11 protein-coding genes and 1 other RNA gene are annotated in these 17,115 nt (G+C 48.6%); 4 read left to right on the top strand and 8 right to left on the bottom strand.

What is annotated here, in order from left to right; translation table 11 throughout:
• Nucleotides 1–25: 25 nt before the first annotated feature.
• The 7 genes from ACFS7Z_RS23210 to ACFS7Z_RS23240 all read right to left on the bottom strand — a co-directional run bounded on the left by ACFS7Z_RS23210 (nucleotide 26) and on the right by ACFS7Z_RS23240 (nucleotide 11,117).
• Entirely contained in the window at nucleotides 26–868 is an 843-nt protein-coding gene (locus ACFS7Z_RS23210; RefSeq protein WP_377490333.1) for a CHRD domain-containing protein, read from the bottom strand.
• Between the two features lie 440 nt (nucleotides 869–1,308).
• On the bottom strand, nucleotides 1,309–4,275 hold the full coding sequence (locus ACFS7Z_RS23215; protein ID WP_377490336.1) for a M16 family metallopeptidase: 2,967 nt from the start codon (nucleotides 4,273–4,275) through the stop codon (nucleotides 1,309–1,311).
• Between the two features lie 184 nt (nucleotides 4,276–4,459).
• Nucleotides 4,460–6,391 carry a DNA polymerase III subunit gamma/tau gene (locus ACFS7Z_RS23220; RefSeq protein ID WP_377490339.1) on the bottom strand — a complete coding sequence of 644 codons (1,932 nt, stop codon included), beginning with the start codon at nucleotides 6,389–6,391 and terminating at the stop codon, nucleotides 4,460–4,462.
• A gap of 274 nt (nucleotides 6,392–6,665) precedes the next feature.
• Nucleotides 6,666–7,787, bottom strand: coding sequence for a cyclopropane fatty acyl phospholipid synthase (gene cfa / locus ACFS7Z_RS23225; protein WP_377490342.1), 1,122 nt, complete (start codon nucleotides 7,785–7,787; stop codon nucleotides 6,666–6,668).
• Nucleotides 7,788–8,080: 293 nt separating this feature from the next.
• A complete protein-coding gene (locus tag ACFS7Z_RS23230) occupies nucleotides 8,081–9,439 on the bottom strand; it encodes a sensor histidine kinase (RefSeq protein ID WP_377490345.1) in 1,359 nt (452 codons plus the stop codon).
• Nucleotides 9,429–10,805 (bottom strand): sigma-54-dependent transcriptional regulator, encoded by a 1,377-nt coding sequence (locus tag ACFS7Z_RS23235; RefSeq protein WP_377490349.1) that lies wholly within the window; start codon nucleotides 10,803–10,805, stop codon nucleotides 9,429–9,431. Before ACFS7Z_RS23235 ends, ACFS7Z_RS23230 begins: the two co-directional genes overlap by 11 nt.
• 165 nt (nucleotides 10,806–10,970) lie before the next feature.
• On the bottom strand, nucleotides 10,971–11,117 hold the full coding sequence (locus tag ACFS7Z_RS23240; RefSeq protein ID WP_377490352.1) for a hypothetical protein: 147 nt from the start codon (nucleotides 11,115–11,117) through the stop codon (nucleotides 10,971–10,973).
• A gap of 104 nt (nucleotides 11,118–11,221) precedes the next feature.
• On the opposite strand from ACFS7Z_RS23240, the gene ACFS7Z_RS23245 reads away from it, so the two are divergent.
• The 4 genes from ACFS7Z_RS23245 to ACFS7Z_RS23260 all read left to right on the top strand — a co-directional run bounded on the left by ACFS7Z_RS23245 (nucleotide 11,222) and on the right by ACFS7Z_RS23260 (nucleotide 16,170).
• A complete protein-coding gene (locus ACFS7Z_RS23245; protein ID WP_377490355.1) occupies nucleotides 11,222–13,594 on the top strand; it encodes an ABC transporter permease in 2,373 nt (790 codons plus the stop codon).
• 94 nt (nucleotides 13,595–13,688) lie between these two features.
• Nucleotides 13,689–14,819 (top strand): transglutaminase-like domain-containing protein, encoded by a 1,131-nt coding sequence (locus ACFS7Z_RS23250; RefSeq protein ID WP_377490358.1) that lies wholly within the window; start codon nucleotides 13,689–13,691, stop codon nucleotides 14,817–14,819.
• A 214-nt stretch (nucleotides 14,820–15,033) separates the two neighbouring features.
• Nucleotides 15,034–15,406, top strand: a transfer-messenger RNA (tmRNA) gene (gene ssrA / locus ACFS7Z_RS23255).
• A 263-nt stretch (nucleotides 15,407–15,669) separates the two neighbouring features.
• Nucleotides 15,670–16,170 carry a hypothetical protein gene (locus ACFS7Z_RS23260; RefSeq protein ID WP_377490360.1) on the top strand — a complete coding sequence of 167 codons (501 nt, stop codon included), beginning with the start codon at nucleotides 15,670–15,672 and terminating at the stop codon, nucleotides 16,168–16,170.
• Between the two features lie 318 nt (nucleotides 16,171–16,488).
• Here the strand turns inward: ACFS7Z_RS23260 and ACFS7Z_RS23265 are convergent, their stop codons facing one another.
• A complete protein-coding gene (locus tag ACFS7Z_RS23265; RefSeq protein ID WP_377490363.1) occupies nucleotides 16,489–16,872 on the bottom strand; it encodes a hypothetical protein in 384 nt (127 codons plus the stop codon).
• Nucleotides 16,873–17,115 lie beyond the last annotated feature (243 nt).

The raw sequence follows: 17,115 nt of genomic DNA on the forward strand, positions 1-17,115 counted from the left end.
TTTTATAAAACATAAACCCTATTCTTTAGTCAGCATTAGAACCAATGTTACCTTGCGCCACTATCGTTGCCAGGTCAGTAGCACTCAGGTGCACATTAACATACCCATCGTAGGTTAATACATCATCATAGCCGAATGGAGTGCCATCATCGAGGGTGGCCACATTGGATTTGCTCATGCCGGTGGTGCCATTTACAGGATTGAATGTGTACACAATGCCACCGCCTTCCTCAGCTGAATTCTGGTGAATATGCGCAGGGTGCTCGCCTCCGTCAGGGGTGCCTGTAAGGAAGATAGTGGCGAGTGCCTCGCCGTTCCTTCTTTCCTCAAAAAGAACCGTTCCGCTAATGCCTTCTACTGCTCTTTCTTCCAGAGCATACTGCTTAGATTCCCCTGTCAGTTCATTCTGGCCTATGTCACCTTGCGCTACTATCGTTCCCAGATCATCCTCGCTTAGGTGCACGTTGATATAGCCATCGTATTCCAGCAGGTCTTCATAGGATACAGGCATTCCAGCATCAGTTTCACGCACAATAGTTACACTTCTTCCACTCGCTCCGTTAACCGGTTGTAAAGAGATTTCAATACCACCTCCTTCTACAGCTGTATTTCCATGGATGTGTGCTGGATGCATGCCACCGGCAGGTGTGCCTGAAAGCTGGATGGTGATGGAGGTGGCTCCGTCGTTAAGCTTTACAAATGTTGCCGTCCCCTCTATGTTAGGATCCGCCACAGAATACAACTCATACACTTTTACATCCTTAACAGGCAATGGAAGATCATCATCTTCTTTACAACTGGTAAAGGCAAAGGTACTGAGCACTAAAAGCAGTGCTGTAATTCTGAATTTTGTGAAATAGTTTAGCATAGTTTTTTAGTAATAGTTAGAAAAAAAATCTGCTTCAGGAAAAGCATTGTAGTTCTAACCAATTGATTTTTATATTGTTTTGAGATTTTTCGGTTGCCCTCTCAGATTAACCAAGGGCATATATAAAACCTTAGGTCTTGTACATCCGAAACAACTAAATCTAAAATGTCCCAGTTTCCCCGGGTAAATTGCCAGCGTTAGTATTCTCAACAACATCTAGAACTCCTCCTTTTTCGCTTGCTGGTGAAAATACGCAGCAAGGGCGGCGGTTGAAAAAGAGTACTTCCTTGCTGCTTTTAGGAGGGCGAGGTAAAACAAAAGCGGCAGCCAAAGTTTGGCTGCCGCTTTTGCTCTTATAAAGATGTCATATTTTGCATTCCTTTACTTTAATATCTAAAGCAAAGAAAGCCCCTCCTGTTTTTAGGAGGGGTTGGGGGAGGTTAATACCCGAACAGTTCCTTCAAACTCAGTTGCTTCACTTTACCATACTTCTCCAGTTCCTTGAAGTTGAGCTTGTCTTTAGAGCCAATCACTAGTATTGCCTGTGGCTGGGCCTTTACATACTTCTGCTGAAATTCTTTCATCTGGTCGAAGGTCATGCTATTGGCGCTCTGGTACACATCCTGACGAATGTCGTAGTTGAGGCCAAGCTTTTTAGCACGCTCATAATCGAACAGGATGCCCGCCTTTGTGATGCGCTCTGTGGAGATGCTGTTGCGCAAAGAAGCACGGGCATTCTGGAAGTTTGCATCGGCCAACGGCATTTCAGTCAGAAGGGATTGCATACCGGCCATAGCCTCAGAAAGCTTGTCTGCCTGTGCACCGATATAAGACAGCAGGTAATTCGCGCGCCCTTGCTTGGAGGCAGGGGAGTAGAATGAATAAGTAGAGTAAGCCAGTGCTTTTGACTCACGCAGGTCCTGGAACACAATGCCGCCCATGTACTCATTGTACAACCTCACCACCGGAATAATGTCTTTGCTGTAAGGCACAGACTTGCTCAGGAACAGCATCTCGGCCTGCACCATGTCATAGTCGGCCCAGTATACGGTAGGCTCTTTAAAGTCAATTTCGGCATACACTTTCTCGGCTGGTACTGGCTTAAGCGTGGCAGGTACCATATGCCCGGTATTCAGCGCAGCAACCAGGTTGTCTGTTTCGCGTGGGCCATAGTACAGCACGCGGTGCTCATAAGTAGGAATGCTCTTGATGATGCTCACCAGTTCCTGCGGCTTCACGGCCTTCAGTTGCTTCTCGGTAAGCAGGGTGTTAAATGGGTTCTTAGGGCCATACTTGGCATAGTTAACCATTGCCTGCTGCAGAATTACGCCTTTATTCTTCTTGGCGTCTTCGCGAGCTTTCAGAATGCCGGCCACCATGTCGTTCAGCGCCTGCTGGTCTGGTTTCGGGTTCGCCAGTACGCTCTCGAACAGGTTCAGTCCTTTCTCGAAATTTTCGTCAAGGCCTGTCAGGCTTACGTATACTTGGTCGCCGGAAGAGAACACATCAAAGGAAGTACCTAACTTGTAAAGCTCCTTCTGCAACTCCTCAGCGGTATATTTGTCGGTGCCGAGGTACTTGAGGTAGTTCACCGCCATCCCCAGTTTCTGGTCGTTGTTGGTGCCCATGTCCAGGATGTAGTATAGCTGAAACAGTCCGTTTTCTTTGTTCTGAGTGTACAGCAGCGGAATGTCGTTCTTCAGCTTCTTCTCCACAATGTCTTTGGAGTAGTCGATAAATACCGGTTGCAGCGGCTGCACTTCACTTTCTTTTGCCAGGAAGGTTTTGTAGTAGTCTGATTGCGCATCGCGGTTAACCTCTACCGGCGTAATGGTTGGCTTTTCCACCTTCTGTGCACTTGGGTCCTGGCCGGAGCGCTTGTACACCAGTACATAGTTGTTGTTAAAGTACTTATTGGCTACATCTATCACGTCCTGCTTTGTGATCTGAGCAAATTCTTTCGGACGACTTACAAACTTGTCCCACGGCATTTCATAGATAAAGGAAGTTACAAAGGCATCGGCACGATTCCCGTTGTCTTCGTAGGCCTGCATGGTGTTGATTTTGTCGTTGTTTACCACCGCCGTCATCAGTTCTTCATCAAACTGACCTTTCTTGATCATGTCCAGCTGCGCGAGCAACAGGTCACGCACCTGGTCCAGCGACTGGCCCTGGCGCGGCATACCTGTCATCCGGAACGTGCCGTAGTCTTTCATAGGGGTGTCGTAGGCATACGACTGCAGTACCTTTTGCTGCTGGTTCAGGTTAAGGTCAATCAGGCCGGCAGCACCGTTGTACAGCAAATTGCTGATCATCTGCACCACCAACGCATCCTTTGTATTGATGCCCGGCGTACGGTAGGCAATAGACACGTTCTCTGCATCCGGACCAAGCACTTCCTTCACAATTGGCTGCTGAATAGGCTGCTCCTGCGCCACATTAAATGTTGGCACTGGCTTCTGCGGCATCTCGCCCCAATACTTGTCAATCAGGCGAATCGTTTTGTCAAAGTCGATGTCGCCTGACATGGCGATGGCCATGTTGTTCGGTACATAATACTTATCAAAATAATTCTTGATGGCTGTGATAGAAGGGTTTTTCAGGTGCTCAATGGTACCGATGGTGCTTTGCGTGCCGTATTGGTGCGTCGGGAACAACTCCGTGTTGATAACCTCTGCCACTTTGCGGGCATCACTGTCCAGGGAGCGGTTCTTTTCTTCGTACACCGCCTCCAGCTCTGTGTGAAACAGGCGGGGTACCATTTCCCGGAAGCGATCAGCCTCCAGCTCCAGCCAGCGCTCCATCTGGTTGCTCGGTATGTCATTCACATATACTGTCTGGTCTACCCAGGTATAGGCGTTCGTTCCTTTGGCACCAATGGCTGTCGTGGCTTTGTCATATTCGTTGGCAATGGCATAGGTAGCTGCCACACCAGACACGCTGTCGATTTGGTTATAGATTTTTTTGCGCATGGCCGCATCCGTGGTGTTGCGGTACTTCTCATACAGCGCCTCTATTTTTGCCAGCTCTTCTTTTTCTTTCTCCCAGTTTGCGGTGCCCAGTTTTGTGGTGCCTTTAAACACCATGTGCTCGAGGTAGTGCGCCAGGCCAGTCGCGTCTGCCGGATCATTTTTACTACCCGCACGCACGGCAATGTAGGTCTGGATACGGGGTGCCTCCTCGTAATCCGTCAGGTAAACTTTCAAACCATTGTCCAGGGTATAGACGCGTGCGTTCAGAGGGTCGTTGGGCGCTGTTTCGTATTTATATTCTTTCTCGGCAGGAGCTGTGGTGGCCGCTGCTGTGGTGTCGGTCGTCGACTGCGTCTGGTACGTCTCGTTTTTGCATTGCGTGAACATTAGCCCCAACGCAAGCAGTAACAGAGATGATCCTCTTTTTATAGCCATAGCTTTTATGTGGTTTACTTATAAAAATGAAGCAGCAAGACGTAAAACTGGATAAGTTGAATTGGGTGTTGTAACATCTACTGAGCTGAGATACATGTACCTTGGCTCAGTATTGCTAAGTATTGATTCAGTTTGTCCGGTAAAGTCTTGTTACTAAGAGATAAATATATGAAATATTTCCAGATTAGAAGTCCATATCCAGGCCCAGGCGCTGCCGTATATCGACGAGCATCGGATATTTCTCGGCGAGGTAGTTGAATTTATCCTGCGAAGTGTACATTTTGTTTTCCTCCTGCACTTCCATCACCTCAGCTTTTAGCTTGATGCCACGGTTGCCGATTTCCTTTTTCAGTTCGGCCAGCAGCGAAGGGCGCAGGCTTGTAAACTGGTCGAACATTACGTGGTTTTCGAGCTGTAGGGTGATCTCATTCTCATCGCTCACATGATACTGCCGGTTCAGGAGCGTATACTCCATCATGTTCTCCGACTTCTTTCTGCGTAATATGGCATGCCAGACTGTGTTCAGGCGGGCTTTGTCTACAGGAAGTGCCATGCCATAGTTGGGTTCTTCCTCTTCCTCAGCCACAGCTACTTCCGTGGCAACATCCTGCGCCGTCTGCAGGTCTTTCAGGCTCGGGAGCTTACTCAGCTTTTTAGCCGGAGGCAGCTGTATGCCAGAACGCGGTTTGTCTGCGCCACGGTCAGGGCCTGAGCCGGGAGGGGTTTGCGGGTTGGCAGGGGCAATGTGTGCATCCGGTGTTACCTCCTGCGGCTTTGGCGGCTGTTGCAGTTCCTCCGATGGTACATGGTTTGGCTGGTGCGGTTGCTGCAAACGTTCTGAGGGTACGCTATCTGGTGTTGGCTGCTGCAGCTTTTCAGAAGGCACCTGCCCTTCCTGGTCTTGCTGCGGCTGCGTTCCTGCCGCAGGCGTAGTGGTGGCACCTGCTGAACCGGTAGCGGCTGGTGCCGGCGCTGCTACCTTAGCTTTTTTTGCTGTTTCACCGTTTTGGGCAAAACTCAGGGCGGCATTCAGGTGTGCCATTTTCATGAGGCACAGCTCTACATGAAGGCGCTGATTCTTGCTGCTCTTATAGTGCATGTCGCAGGTGCTCACCAGGTTCAGGCCTGAGAGCAGGAACGACACAGAAGCCTTGGCAGACTGCTCTACATACTTCGCCTTGATGTTGTCCGACACCTCCAGCAGTTGCACGGTTGCCTGGTCTTTGCACACCAGCAGGCTACGGAAGTGCTCGCCGACACCTATCAGGAAATTGTGTGAATCAAAGCCGTTCTTCAGGATCTCATCGAACAGCAGCAGTGAACCGGAAAGGTTCTGCTCCAGCAGGTGGTCGGTCAGGCGGAAGTAATAATCATAATCCAGGATGTGCAGGTTCTCGACCGTGGCTTTGTAGGTGACGTTGCTGCCCGAGAAGGTCACCATCTGGTCGAAAATAGAGAGCGCATCGCGGAGCGCTCCATCGGCTTTCTGCGAAATCAGGTGCAGGGCGTCCGGTTCAGCCTGTATACTTTCTTTTGTGGCGATGCTGCCCAGATGGCGCACCATGTCCTCAATCCTGATTCTGTTGAAATCAAAAATCTGGCAACGCGACAGGATAGTCGGGATAATCTTATGGCGCTCTGTGGTGGCCAGTATGAAAATGGCATAGGAAGGCGGCTCCTCCAGCGTCTTCAGGAAGGCGTTGAAGGCCTGGTTTGAGAGCATGTGCACCTCATCTATGATATAGATTTTATACTTGCCCGTTTGCGGGGCATAACGCACCTGCTCCACCAGGTTCCGGATATCCTCTACCGAGTTGTTAGAGGCCGCATCGAGTTCGTGTATGTTAAAAGAGCTGTTGGAGTTAAAGCTTCGGCACGACTCGCACACGTTGCAGGCTTCTATTTCCGGGGTTATGTTCTGGCAGTTAATGGTTTTAGCCAGGATGCGGGCACAGGTGGTTTTACCCACACCGCGTGGCCCGCAGAAAAGGAATGCCTGCGCCAGGTGCTGGCTGCTGATGGCGTTTTTAAGGGTATTGGTTATATGATGCTGCCCCACCACGCTGTCGAACGTGGTCGGACGGTATTTACGCGCTGATACTACAAAGTTTTCCATTAGTACAAAGATAATCAAACTGAAGGTGAGATGGGAGGGGATTTATCCAGTAGTTTTCCAGATACTTATCCACTTCAGGCAGCAATTGAGTCTCAACACAGTTCAGCCGTAAATCGTTGAGTAGCGGAGCATTGAGAGGGAAGGTTTGTAAATTTCTTAAGCTATTTTTATGAAGCAGGGGCAACGGTAACTGCTTAAGAAGCTGTAGGCAGTCATCTCAAGGGTAAGTCTGAAACTTATGATTTGTGATACTGAGGTGGCTGAAGTCATTTCCCTACCTCACCGACTCATACCCACCTAAAACCCCTTTTTTTGAAAGCACCATCTGCCAGAGTTGGTTATTGCGGGCGCGGAAAGAGCCAGCGTTAGAAAGCAGGTAGTACTTCCACATCCGGTAAAATCGCTCACCATACTCTTCCTTAAGCTGGTCCCAGTGGCGGTCAAAGTTATGGAACCAGGCCATCAGGGTCAGGTCGTAATAAGGGCCAAAACTGTGAAAATCTTCCACCACAAACAAATGCTCCATGGCAGCTCCTAGTTGTTTTAGGGAAGGGATTAAACAGTTCGGGAAAATATATTTGTCAATGAACGGGTCAGGTGAGGTTTTAGATAATGGGAAACCGTTAGTGTGCAGCAAGAACAAACCATTGTCTTTAAGGCATCGGGCAGCTACGTTCATAAAGGTGCGGTGGTTTTGGTAGCCAATATGTTCAGTCAGCCCTATTGCGACAACATGGTCAAATTTCTCGTTCACCTCCCGGTAATCCTGCAGGCGAAGTTCCACTGGAAGCCCCTTGCACAACTCTTTGCCTAGCTTTACCTGTTCGCGTGCTACCGTTACACCTACTACTTCTGCACCATATCGCTCGGCAGCAAATTTTGCGAAGCTGCCCCAGCCACAACCAAGGTCTAGCACCCGTTGCCCAGGCTGCAGCCTTATTTTTCGGCAAACTAAATCTAGCTTATTTTCCTGCGCCTGGTCCAGGTTAGCTGCGTCTTTCCAGTAGCCACAAGTATAAACCATGCGTTTGTCTAACATCACTTGATAGAGGTTGTTGCCTATGTCGTAGTGCCGCTGGGCGTTACGAGCGGCTAATCCTTTTGTCTGAAAGTTTATCACTCTTGCAAGCAACATCTTCATCATGGTTCTCCAGCCAAACCTGGCTTTCTTATACAAATCTGCCCTTATCACCCGAAATGCGAATTCATCTATCTGCTCACAGTCCCACCAGCCGTCCATGTAAGACTCGCCCAGCCCCAGCGTTCCCTGGCTTAGCACCCGTTCATAGAACCCGTCGTTATGTATATGCAGATCCCATGGGTCGGAGCCGTTGATTTTTACATCTGCTGTAGCTAAAATATCGGCTACGTTCTGCTGTAAACTCTGTTTTTGCATTGCTCAGAGGGATAGGAGGTTAATATTTATACTGTTGCTATTGTTAAATTTTCTATAGCAATTTTAATAACGATTTAATGCCCAAATAGTTGAAAAGTTATATAGTGATAAAAGAAATTTTTCGGAGTAGATAAAAGTGTGGGAGAAGGGATAAGGCAGCTTAAATTTTTCTCCTTATTGCGCGTGCTCCAGAAAATGTGAAGATGAAGCCTTACTCTGAATTATTGAAAGAATAACACCAATAAATGGTGAGGAGGTGAAAGTTTTATGTTTTGCTGCCTGTGCCCTTTTTACTAAAACACCATTTTAAACACAGTACCCACGCCTTCCTTGCTCTCTACCTGTATGCTGCCCTTGTGCAGGAGCATGATGTGTTTTGCCAAACTGAGGCCGATGCCGGAGCCGTCTTTGTGGGAAGTGAAGAATGGAATGAAGATGCTTTCCAGCAGCTCCTCCGGAATGCCGCTGCCGTTGTCGAGCACCTCAATGGTTGTTTTGCCATCCACTTGCTGCGCCGTGAGTTCAATGCGAGGCTGGGGACGGCCTTGTACAGCATGTTTCGCATTAAGGATTAAGTTAATGAGCACCTGCTCGAGCAGGTTCACATCGGCGTTCAGGTGGAGGCCCGGAGGTGTTACATTGCAGCTCAGTTCCACGCCCTGCTCCTCGAGTTGTGGGCGCATCAGCACGTTTATACTTTTGAAAAGCTCCTGCACGTAAACAGTAGTCAGCATCAGCTCCTGCGACTTGTTTAGGTTGCGGTAAAAATGGGCGAAGCGCAGCAGCCCTTCGCTGCGCTTTTTGATAATCGATATGCCTTCTGCCGTATCCTGCAGCAGTTCCGGGTCTGGTGCTGTCTGCCTGTGCTGCTCCTGGTGCTCAAGCTCCATTTGCAGGTGGCGCCCCAAGGTGTCTGCCAGCGAGGCAATGGGAGCTACCGAGTTCATGATTTCATGCGTCATCACGCGCAGCAGCTTTTGCCAGGCCTCTGTTTCTGTGGCGTCTACGGTAGCGCTTACGTTTTTGAGGGCTATCAGCAGCAGGTTGCGCTGCTGCATGGTAAAGGCGGTGGCGGAGAGCAGCAACTGCGACTGACCCTTTGGCAGCTTCAGCTTTAGTAATTTGCTTTCGCCGGGCTTCAGAGTTTGCAGGGCCTCATGTAGCGCAGGGTATCGTGGCTCCAAGCTGGCAACGCTTTTCAGGTAAGGCACGCTCAGCGTGTTTTTAAACGCGTCGTTCACCCATTCCACTTCACCGGTTGTGGCATCAACTGCCATGATACCAGTGTCTATCATCTGCAGGATTGTCTGCATGTAATGAAACTGCGCCTCTTTTTCGATGTGCAGCTGTTTATAGGTGTCGTTGATAAGGTTGAAGGCAGCGTGCAGTTGACGCAAAGAACTGTTGGTGGTGTGCTCGTTGAAGCGCTGCGAAAAGTCCCGTTGTTTTACAGACTGCAGGAATTTGGCCAGTTCGTTGTTGCTGCGCGTAACATAATGCGACAGCTCCCACAGCTGCGCGAGCATAACCAAGATGCCGGATGTTACCTGTAGCCAAGTGTACTGTGTGAGGTACTCCAGTGTGAGGTACATCATACCCAGCAAAAGCAGAAAACGGACAAACAGTCCGAGCTCAAGGCGCTTAAATATCATGCTTGTTCAGGCGGCGGTAAAGGGCGGTGCGGGTAAGGCCTAGTTCCTTAGCTGTTCTGGAGATATTGCCTTTGTTCTTCTCCAGCGTCCGGATGATGGTTTCACGCTCCATCTCAATAAGCGGAACAGCCTTCTCCGGTATATACGCTGTGGCAGGGGAGGCGGCAGTAGCCATTTCCATAGGTGAAAAGCTGAAATCCTGCGGCTGCAGCACGTTACTTTCTGCCAGAATGATGGCCCGCTCCACGGCATGTTGTAATTCCCGTACATTACCAGGCCAGCGGTGCTGCTTCAGTTTCTGCAGTGTGGCCGGGGCAAAGTCCGGCTCCGGCTTGTGATTCTTTTGCGCATAAATGGCAGAAAAATGGCGGGCCAGCAGCTCTATGTCCCCTTCCCGCTGGCGCAGCGGAGGCAGCGTAATTTCTACGGTATTGATGCGGTAAATAAGGTCTTTACGGAACTGATTGCGGGCTGCCAGTTCGTAAATAGGCTCGTTGGTGGCTGAGACCAAACGGATGTCCACCGGCACCGGTGTGTTAGAACCCAGCGGCGTTACCTGCCGGTTCTGCAGCACCGTAAGCAGTTTAGCCTGCATGGCCGGTGTGATGTTGCTAATCTCGTCCAAGAAAAGCGTACCGCCATTGGCGGCTTCAAAGCGCCCAGCGCGGTCTTCTTTTGCATCGGTGAAAGCGCCTTTTTTAGAACCAAACAGCTCGCTCTCGAAAAGAGTATCTGTCAGGGCGCCCATATCCACGCTCACAAATGGTTTGTTTGCCCGGAAAGACTTTTCGTGCAGTGCCCTTGCCACAAGTTCCTTTCCTGTGCCGTTCTCACCCAAGACTAATACGTTGGCCTCAGTGGGTGCAATCTTACCAATTTTATAAAGTACTTCTTTGATGGCATCAGACTCACCGAGTATGCTGGTGCTGGTGTTCTTACGGGTAGAGGTGTTTGCGGCGCCTGCTTTTTTCTGTTGCCTGGCTTCCAGGTTGTGGTGGAGTGTTTCCAGCAGCTTGTCGTTGTGCCAGGGCTTTACTATAAAATCGGCGGCTCCTTCCTTTAGCGAGCGCACGGCCAGTTCCACATCGCCATAAGCGGTAATCAGGATCACTCTGGCCTCCTTGTCTTTCTGCAGTATCTGGCGCAGCCAGAACAAGCCTTCGTTGCCGGTGTTCAGGGCGCTCTTAAAGTTCATGTCCAGGAAGATGACGTCAAACTTTTCCCGCTCCAGCAGGCTGGGCAGGTTGTCAGGGTTCTTCTCGGTTACTACTTGCCCTACTTCGGTTTTGAGCAGCATTTTGAGCGCAAAGAGCACGTCTGTTTCGTCGTCTACCACCAAAACGCGGGCATTTTTTGCAGAGGCCATAGAATTGTGATTTCTGTTTCAGAAACCGAATATAGTTAATCCATCTGATAAAAATAAGAGCGCTGCACAGGGGCTGCTTCAGGCATGTGCAGGATATGATAAGGATATACAGGATGCAAGTTATGACTTGAGAATAATTTGGCTGTAGTGTTTCTTGTAAATGAATTAATTCTCATCCTGCCAATCTGGTAATTCTGTAAATCCTGATTCAGACAGTTCCCTGTACCGGAAGCGGTCAGGTGTTACGCGTGCAGGTGTATCGGAACCGTACACCTCTGAATAGATATTGTGGGTTAATGCACTGATAATCATTGTGTTATTATTATGGCATGTAAATTTCTTGCTCCAAATCAAGCTGCCGGTTCAGCACTTGTAAACACCTGGGATATAGACGTTACACCACAATACTTAAGACTATGTTTAAAAACTACCTCAAAATGGCCTACCGCAACCTGATGCGGCACAAGGTCTTCTCGCTGATTAATGTGTCAGGGCTCGCGTTGGGCATGACCTGTAGCATTCTGATTCTGCTGTGGGTGAAGGATGAGATGAGTATCAACCGCTTCCATACAGACATAGACAACCTGTACCGGGTAATGGAGGTGCAAAGTTACCCAGGGGCCGATGACCTGACGACCGATGCCAACCCGGGACCACTGGCTGAGGCGCTGGAGCAGGAACTGCCAGAGGTGAAAAATGCCGTCCGTAGTACCACCTGGGAGTGGAAGCAGCTCTTTGCTTACAACGACAAGGTGCTGAAAGTGAGCGGCAGGTACACAGATCCGGAGTTTTTCGAGATATTCTCTTTCCCTTTGCTGCACGGCAACCCAACACAGGTGCTGAAGCAGCCGAATTCTGTCGTGATTTCGGAAACAGTGGCCAAGCAGTTTTTCGACTCCCCGGAGGCGGCGATGGGCAAGATGTTTAAGATAGACAACAGCAAGAGTTACAAAGTGACCGGGGTGATGCAGGACGTGCCGAAGAATTCGACCTTAAAGTTCGATTATGTGATGCCGCTGGAGGATTGGAGAAGCACCCCTGGCGGATCATGGCTGAAGAGCTGGAGTAATAATGGTATCCGTACCTACCTGCAACTGCAGCCTGGTACTGACATAACAGCCTTTAACGAGAAAATCAAACCCATCGTGAAGCAGCATGAAAAGGAGTCGAACATTGATTTATTCGTGCAGCCAATCAGCGACATGTACCTGTATGGCGAGTTCCGCAATGGCAGCCAGGTAGGCAGTGGCAATATTGAGGATGTACGCCTGTTTTCGGTGGTGGCTGTGTTTATCCTGATTATTGCTTGCATCAATTTCATGAACCTGGCAACAGCCCGTTCTGCCAAGCGTGCTAAGGAGGTAGGGGTGCGCAAAGCCATCGGGGCCAACAAGTCAGCACTTGTTTACCAGTTCATGACGGAATCGGTGCTGGTGGCCTTTCTGGCCCTGTTTGTTTCTGTTAACCTGGCGGGCATCCTGTTGCCACACTTCAACGAACTGACAGGCAAGTTTATTTCCATTGATTTGTCTGACCCAACACTGCTGCTGCTGCTGATAGGGGTGGCTGTACTGACAGGCCTTGTATCTGGCAGTTATCCTGCCTTCTTCCTATCCTCTTTCAATCCGGCGGTAGTACTGAAAGGCACAGCTAAGCTAAGCAAGCGCGTGTCGGTGTTCCGCAAGGGCCTGGTGGTGTTCCAGTTTATGCTCTCGGCCCTGCTAATCATCAGTACGTTGGTAGTATACCTGCAGCTACACTACATCCGGACCAAAAATATCGGGCTGGACCGTGAAAACCTGATGTATGTTCCACTGGAGGGAGAATTGCAGAGTAGATATGAGGTTGTAAAGCGGGAGCTAGAGGCCATACCAGGTGTCCTGTCGGTATCGTCTGCAAACCAGAACCCCATGATGGTGGGCAACTCAACAGGCAACGTGGAGTGGAAAGGCAAAGACCCTAACGCCAGCATCCTGTTCAGCATCATGACGGTAGATTATGACTTCCTGGAGGCAATGGGAATAACCCTGAAAGAAGGACGTGATTTTTCCAGGCAGTTTGGTACTGACACAGCCGCTTTTTTAGTGAACAGTGAGGCTGCCCGCCTAATGCAACTGCAGGAGCCGGTTGGGGAGTCGCTGAAGTTATGGGGGGAATTAAGTGGACCTATCATTGGTGTGATGAACGATTTCCACTCCTCCTCTATGCATTTAGCCATGCAGCCCCTTATTTTGGTGCTGCGGCCTCAGGAGAATAACACGCTGTTTGCCCGCATAGCCCCTGGCAGTACTACCGCAGCGGTAGCCGCTGTTGAAGAGGTTGTAAAAAGACAAAATCCCGCGTTCCCTTTCGAGTACCACTTCCTGGATGAGGATTTCGAGATGATGTATAAGAGCGAGGCGGTGATGGGGCAGCTGACGACTTACTTTGCCGGTGTCGCCATCTTTATCTCCTGCCTGGGTTTGTTTGGCCTGGCGCTCTTTACGGCAGAGCAGAGAACGAAGGAAATCGGTATCCGCAAGGTGCTGGGTGCCTCTATCACCAGCATTGTATATATGCTGTCAAAAGACTTCCTGAGGCTGGTCCTGATTGCAAACCTGATTGCCCTGCCACTCAGCTGGTACCTGATGGACAACTGGCTCAACGACTACGCTTTCCGCACTGAACTGAGCTGGTGGATATTTGCCGCAGCGTTTCTGTCGACTATAGTTATCGCCATGGTTACGCTTAGCTTCCATGCAGTGAAAACAGCGGTTACCAATCCGGTTACATCGCTACGCACCGAATAATATTATCCCCCAGGGAGGTGCTACGGTACCTCCCTGCAACAGAAGCACTATTTCTTTACCTGATTTACACGACCATTAGCTACAAAATAAAATCATGAAAAAATCATTCAATTTCCTGTTCCTGCTGTTGTTCCTGGCCATGCCAGCTTTCGCACAAAAAGAGTATAGAGGTCTGCCTGTTATAGAGGCCACGTCCAACATAGCCGACTACAAAATAGGAGGGGAGTTGGTGAAAGGTACCTGGCACATTATGCCTGAAGTGTCTCCGGACGTACTGCTGGTGCCGGTACACGGGCAGCAGGAGAAGGCTGTCTTTTATACCAACCTTGATTCTATCGCGGTTGATGTACATCCTGGCGAAAAGCACCTGTTTTACGTGCAGCTCGATGGTAAATATGCCCTGACAGAACTGCGGGGATTTGGGTTTGAGGCTTTGAAATTCGAGCAGCTGAAGGCGAAGGTGTCTTACAAGTTTATCTACGAGCAGAATGTAAATAACGTGTTCCTGAACACCCTCCGTGGCAAATATCAGCTGGATGAAATAGTAAAAGGTGCCACCAACGACACAGAAAAGGCGCTGCGCATGGTGAACTGGGTACACAGGCAGTGGAGCCACAATGGTTCTAACGAGCCTAAAAGAGCAGATGCCCTTACTATACTGGAGGAGGTAAAAGACGGGAAGAAATTCAGATGTGTGGAGTACGGCATCGTGGCTACCTCCTGCCTGAATGCTATTGGCTTGCCTGCCCGCGTAATGGGCCTGAAAACAAAAGACGTGGAAACCACTACCTCCGGAGCCGGGCACGTGCTGCTTGAAGTATTCCTGCCAGACCTGCAGAAATGGGTGATGCTGGACGGACAGTTTGATACTATGCCTATGCTGCATAACGTGCCGCTCAACGCTGTGGAATTTCAGCAGGCTATTGCTAATAACTATGATGAACTGGAGATAAGAAGCCTTTCCGGCACCAGCAAAGCCAGCTATGTAAACTGGGTGTACCCTTACCTGTACTACTTCGATGTGCGCTTCGATAACCGGGAAGGGCTGAACATTGAAAGAGAAACCATGAAAGGTAAATCCTCGCTGATGCTGGTTCCCGCTGGTGCCAAAAACCCAAAAGTGTTCCAGGTAAAATACCCGATGAAGCGCTTCCTATACACCAGTTCCCCTGCTGATTTATACCAGTCGCCGGAGATAAACACGCTGCAGTATTCACTGCGATAAAATGCCAAACTCGCTGAACGCCTAAACTAACTTGGCGCTGAGTAGTTCACTGGTGCAACTGCAAGGTTTACCTGTTACTTGTTTAAACAGGTGAACCTTTTGCTCGTATACGGGTGTTTTTTTTACTGCTGAGAACGGGAAAAGCCGCAGAATTTAGTATATTTGTGGTATACTTCTTGAAGTATAAACAGCAAGAACACGTTCTTTAACTTATGGGGTAGACTGGAATTGACAGCTTGCGCAGATTGCGTGTAAGCATGCCGGGTGTTGAACGTGCCACCTGTCAAAAATTGCGTTCGAACAATAAATGGCGAATCTAATTACGCCATGGCTGCTTAATCTAGGTATTAAGTAACAAGCCATAGTCTCGTGCAGGTTTCGTGAAACTGCCTGCACATACGAGGCTTCGATAAGTTTTACTAGTCTGTGTAGCGATGCGATGCACAGGCGAAACTTAAGCATCTAAGGAGTGCGCATAAGTTTGGCTTATACTTGCAAGCTCCCGACAATCCGAATAAGCCTAAGCATGTAGAAGGCACGACGATTTCCTTGTCTGGACCAGGGTTCGAATCCCTGCTACTCCACAATCTTAGAAGGCCTGTAAATTTATTTTTACAGGCCTTTTTGCTTCTAATCTATTTCTTTTCAGGTGAGTCCTCCCTAAACTACTATGGACAATACAAGGAGTAAAGCAACCTGAATCCTGTTTATGCTCCGAGCTTTAGTAATGAAGTATAATAATGCGTTTCAAGTGTGCAGTTGTGTAATGATTTGGTGGAAATGTAAATAAGTGGAGATATATTTAAATTATATATTAACTTGAATATATAAAGGTACGTATAGTCGCTTCATGAAAAAGCTCCTACCGTTCGCCCTCCTGTTTGCCTCTTTTTCCTGCATTTCGCAGGAGCCAATGTATACTAATTCCTGGGAACTTAACCCTGGCGGTTCTACTCATGAAGCGCCGCAGAAGAAGGACAACACCATCATTATACAAACTTCTGACAGCTATGAAGAAGCGCTCCGCAACATGGTCGCTATCCTCACAGACAAAGGATTTGGGATGCAGACAATTGACAAAGAACTGGGTGTCATCACGACCACCGGCAAAGGCATCAGAGGCAGCGAAGTTGCATTGATCGTTCAGGTGCGAGACGGTGAAACTACTACAGTTCACATCCGCGGTGGCTTGGATGGCTCCAGCATGACTATTTATGGTGTGACGGAAGATGCAAAATACAATGTCGAGTACCGGGGCATGAAAGGCAGCCCCATCATGCGCGGCTGGGAGGAGATGTATAATGTCGCTAAAAATTATCCAGGCGCCTCCATTACCTATGCCTCGAAATAGTTACCTTCTTCTGCAGAAGCTCTTAAAAATAACCGGCTGCATTTTTTATTTCCTACAGTTAAGCATGTAAATGGTAGGCACGCTGAAGGTGCAACATTGCTCCCGGAAACTGACCTGTGCCCTACAGACCTGTTGCCGGGGCTTGAGAGAAAACAGAAGTGGAGAGTATAAACTTGGTTGTAGGTGGCTAAAATAGAAAAGGAGTTTAGTGGCTCCCTTTTCTAATTTTATCTATTTCTAACTCTTCCTCCAATGCCCTTTTCATGAAAACTACTCTATGCGCACCCTCTTTATATCCTTTGATTGAAGACTTAACAATCAAGTAACAAGAAGCATAAAACCTGCTTGAATCAAGAGATTTAAAGCATAATTCCACAGCCATGAACCAAACACTAAGGGAGGTACTAACAACGTGATGTAATATTGCAAAGCTACTAACAAGCTAAAGAAGTTGACAGCCAACAAAGCGAAAGCAATTCTATTAAGGATAGGTTCTCCATGATGTTCAATTAAAGTAAAAACAATAATAAAGCTTGCCAAAACTATTGTGAATACAGCGGAGCTTATCAAATGTAGAATGCTATTCCAATCTTGTACATTTTCATGTCGAACAACATCCTTTGTCCTAGTGGGCTTAGTCGTTAACATATCGAGTATACCGTCAAGGATTATCGTACGACTGAGGGTCTCCTCCATCATCATCTCAATCTCTTTTTTGATCTGCGGCGAAATAGACGAATTGTTTAGCACTTCAGCTATGCCTTGCGCCTGCTCGATTTTTTGCTGCAGCCTATAGTAAAGGTGAACCCTGTAAAATCATTGGTAGTGTACTAAAAGTAAGGATGGTCATATTGAGGAATTAGCAATGAGAAGCAGGTGTTATGAAATAGAGATCGCCAAACCTTTACTTCATATGACCACCTGCCCTCACTGCCATAGTCCCAA

Origin of the sequence: Pontibacter toksunensis (assembly GCF_042686245.1) — a bacterium.
Classification (GTDB): Bacteria; Bacteroidota; Bacteroidia; order Cytophagales; family Hymenobacteraceae; genus Pontibacter; species Pontibacter toksunensis.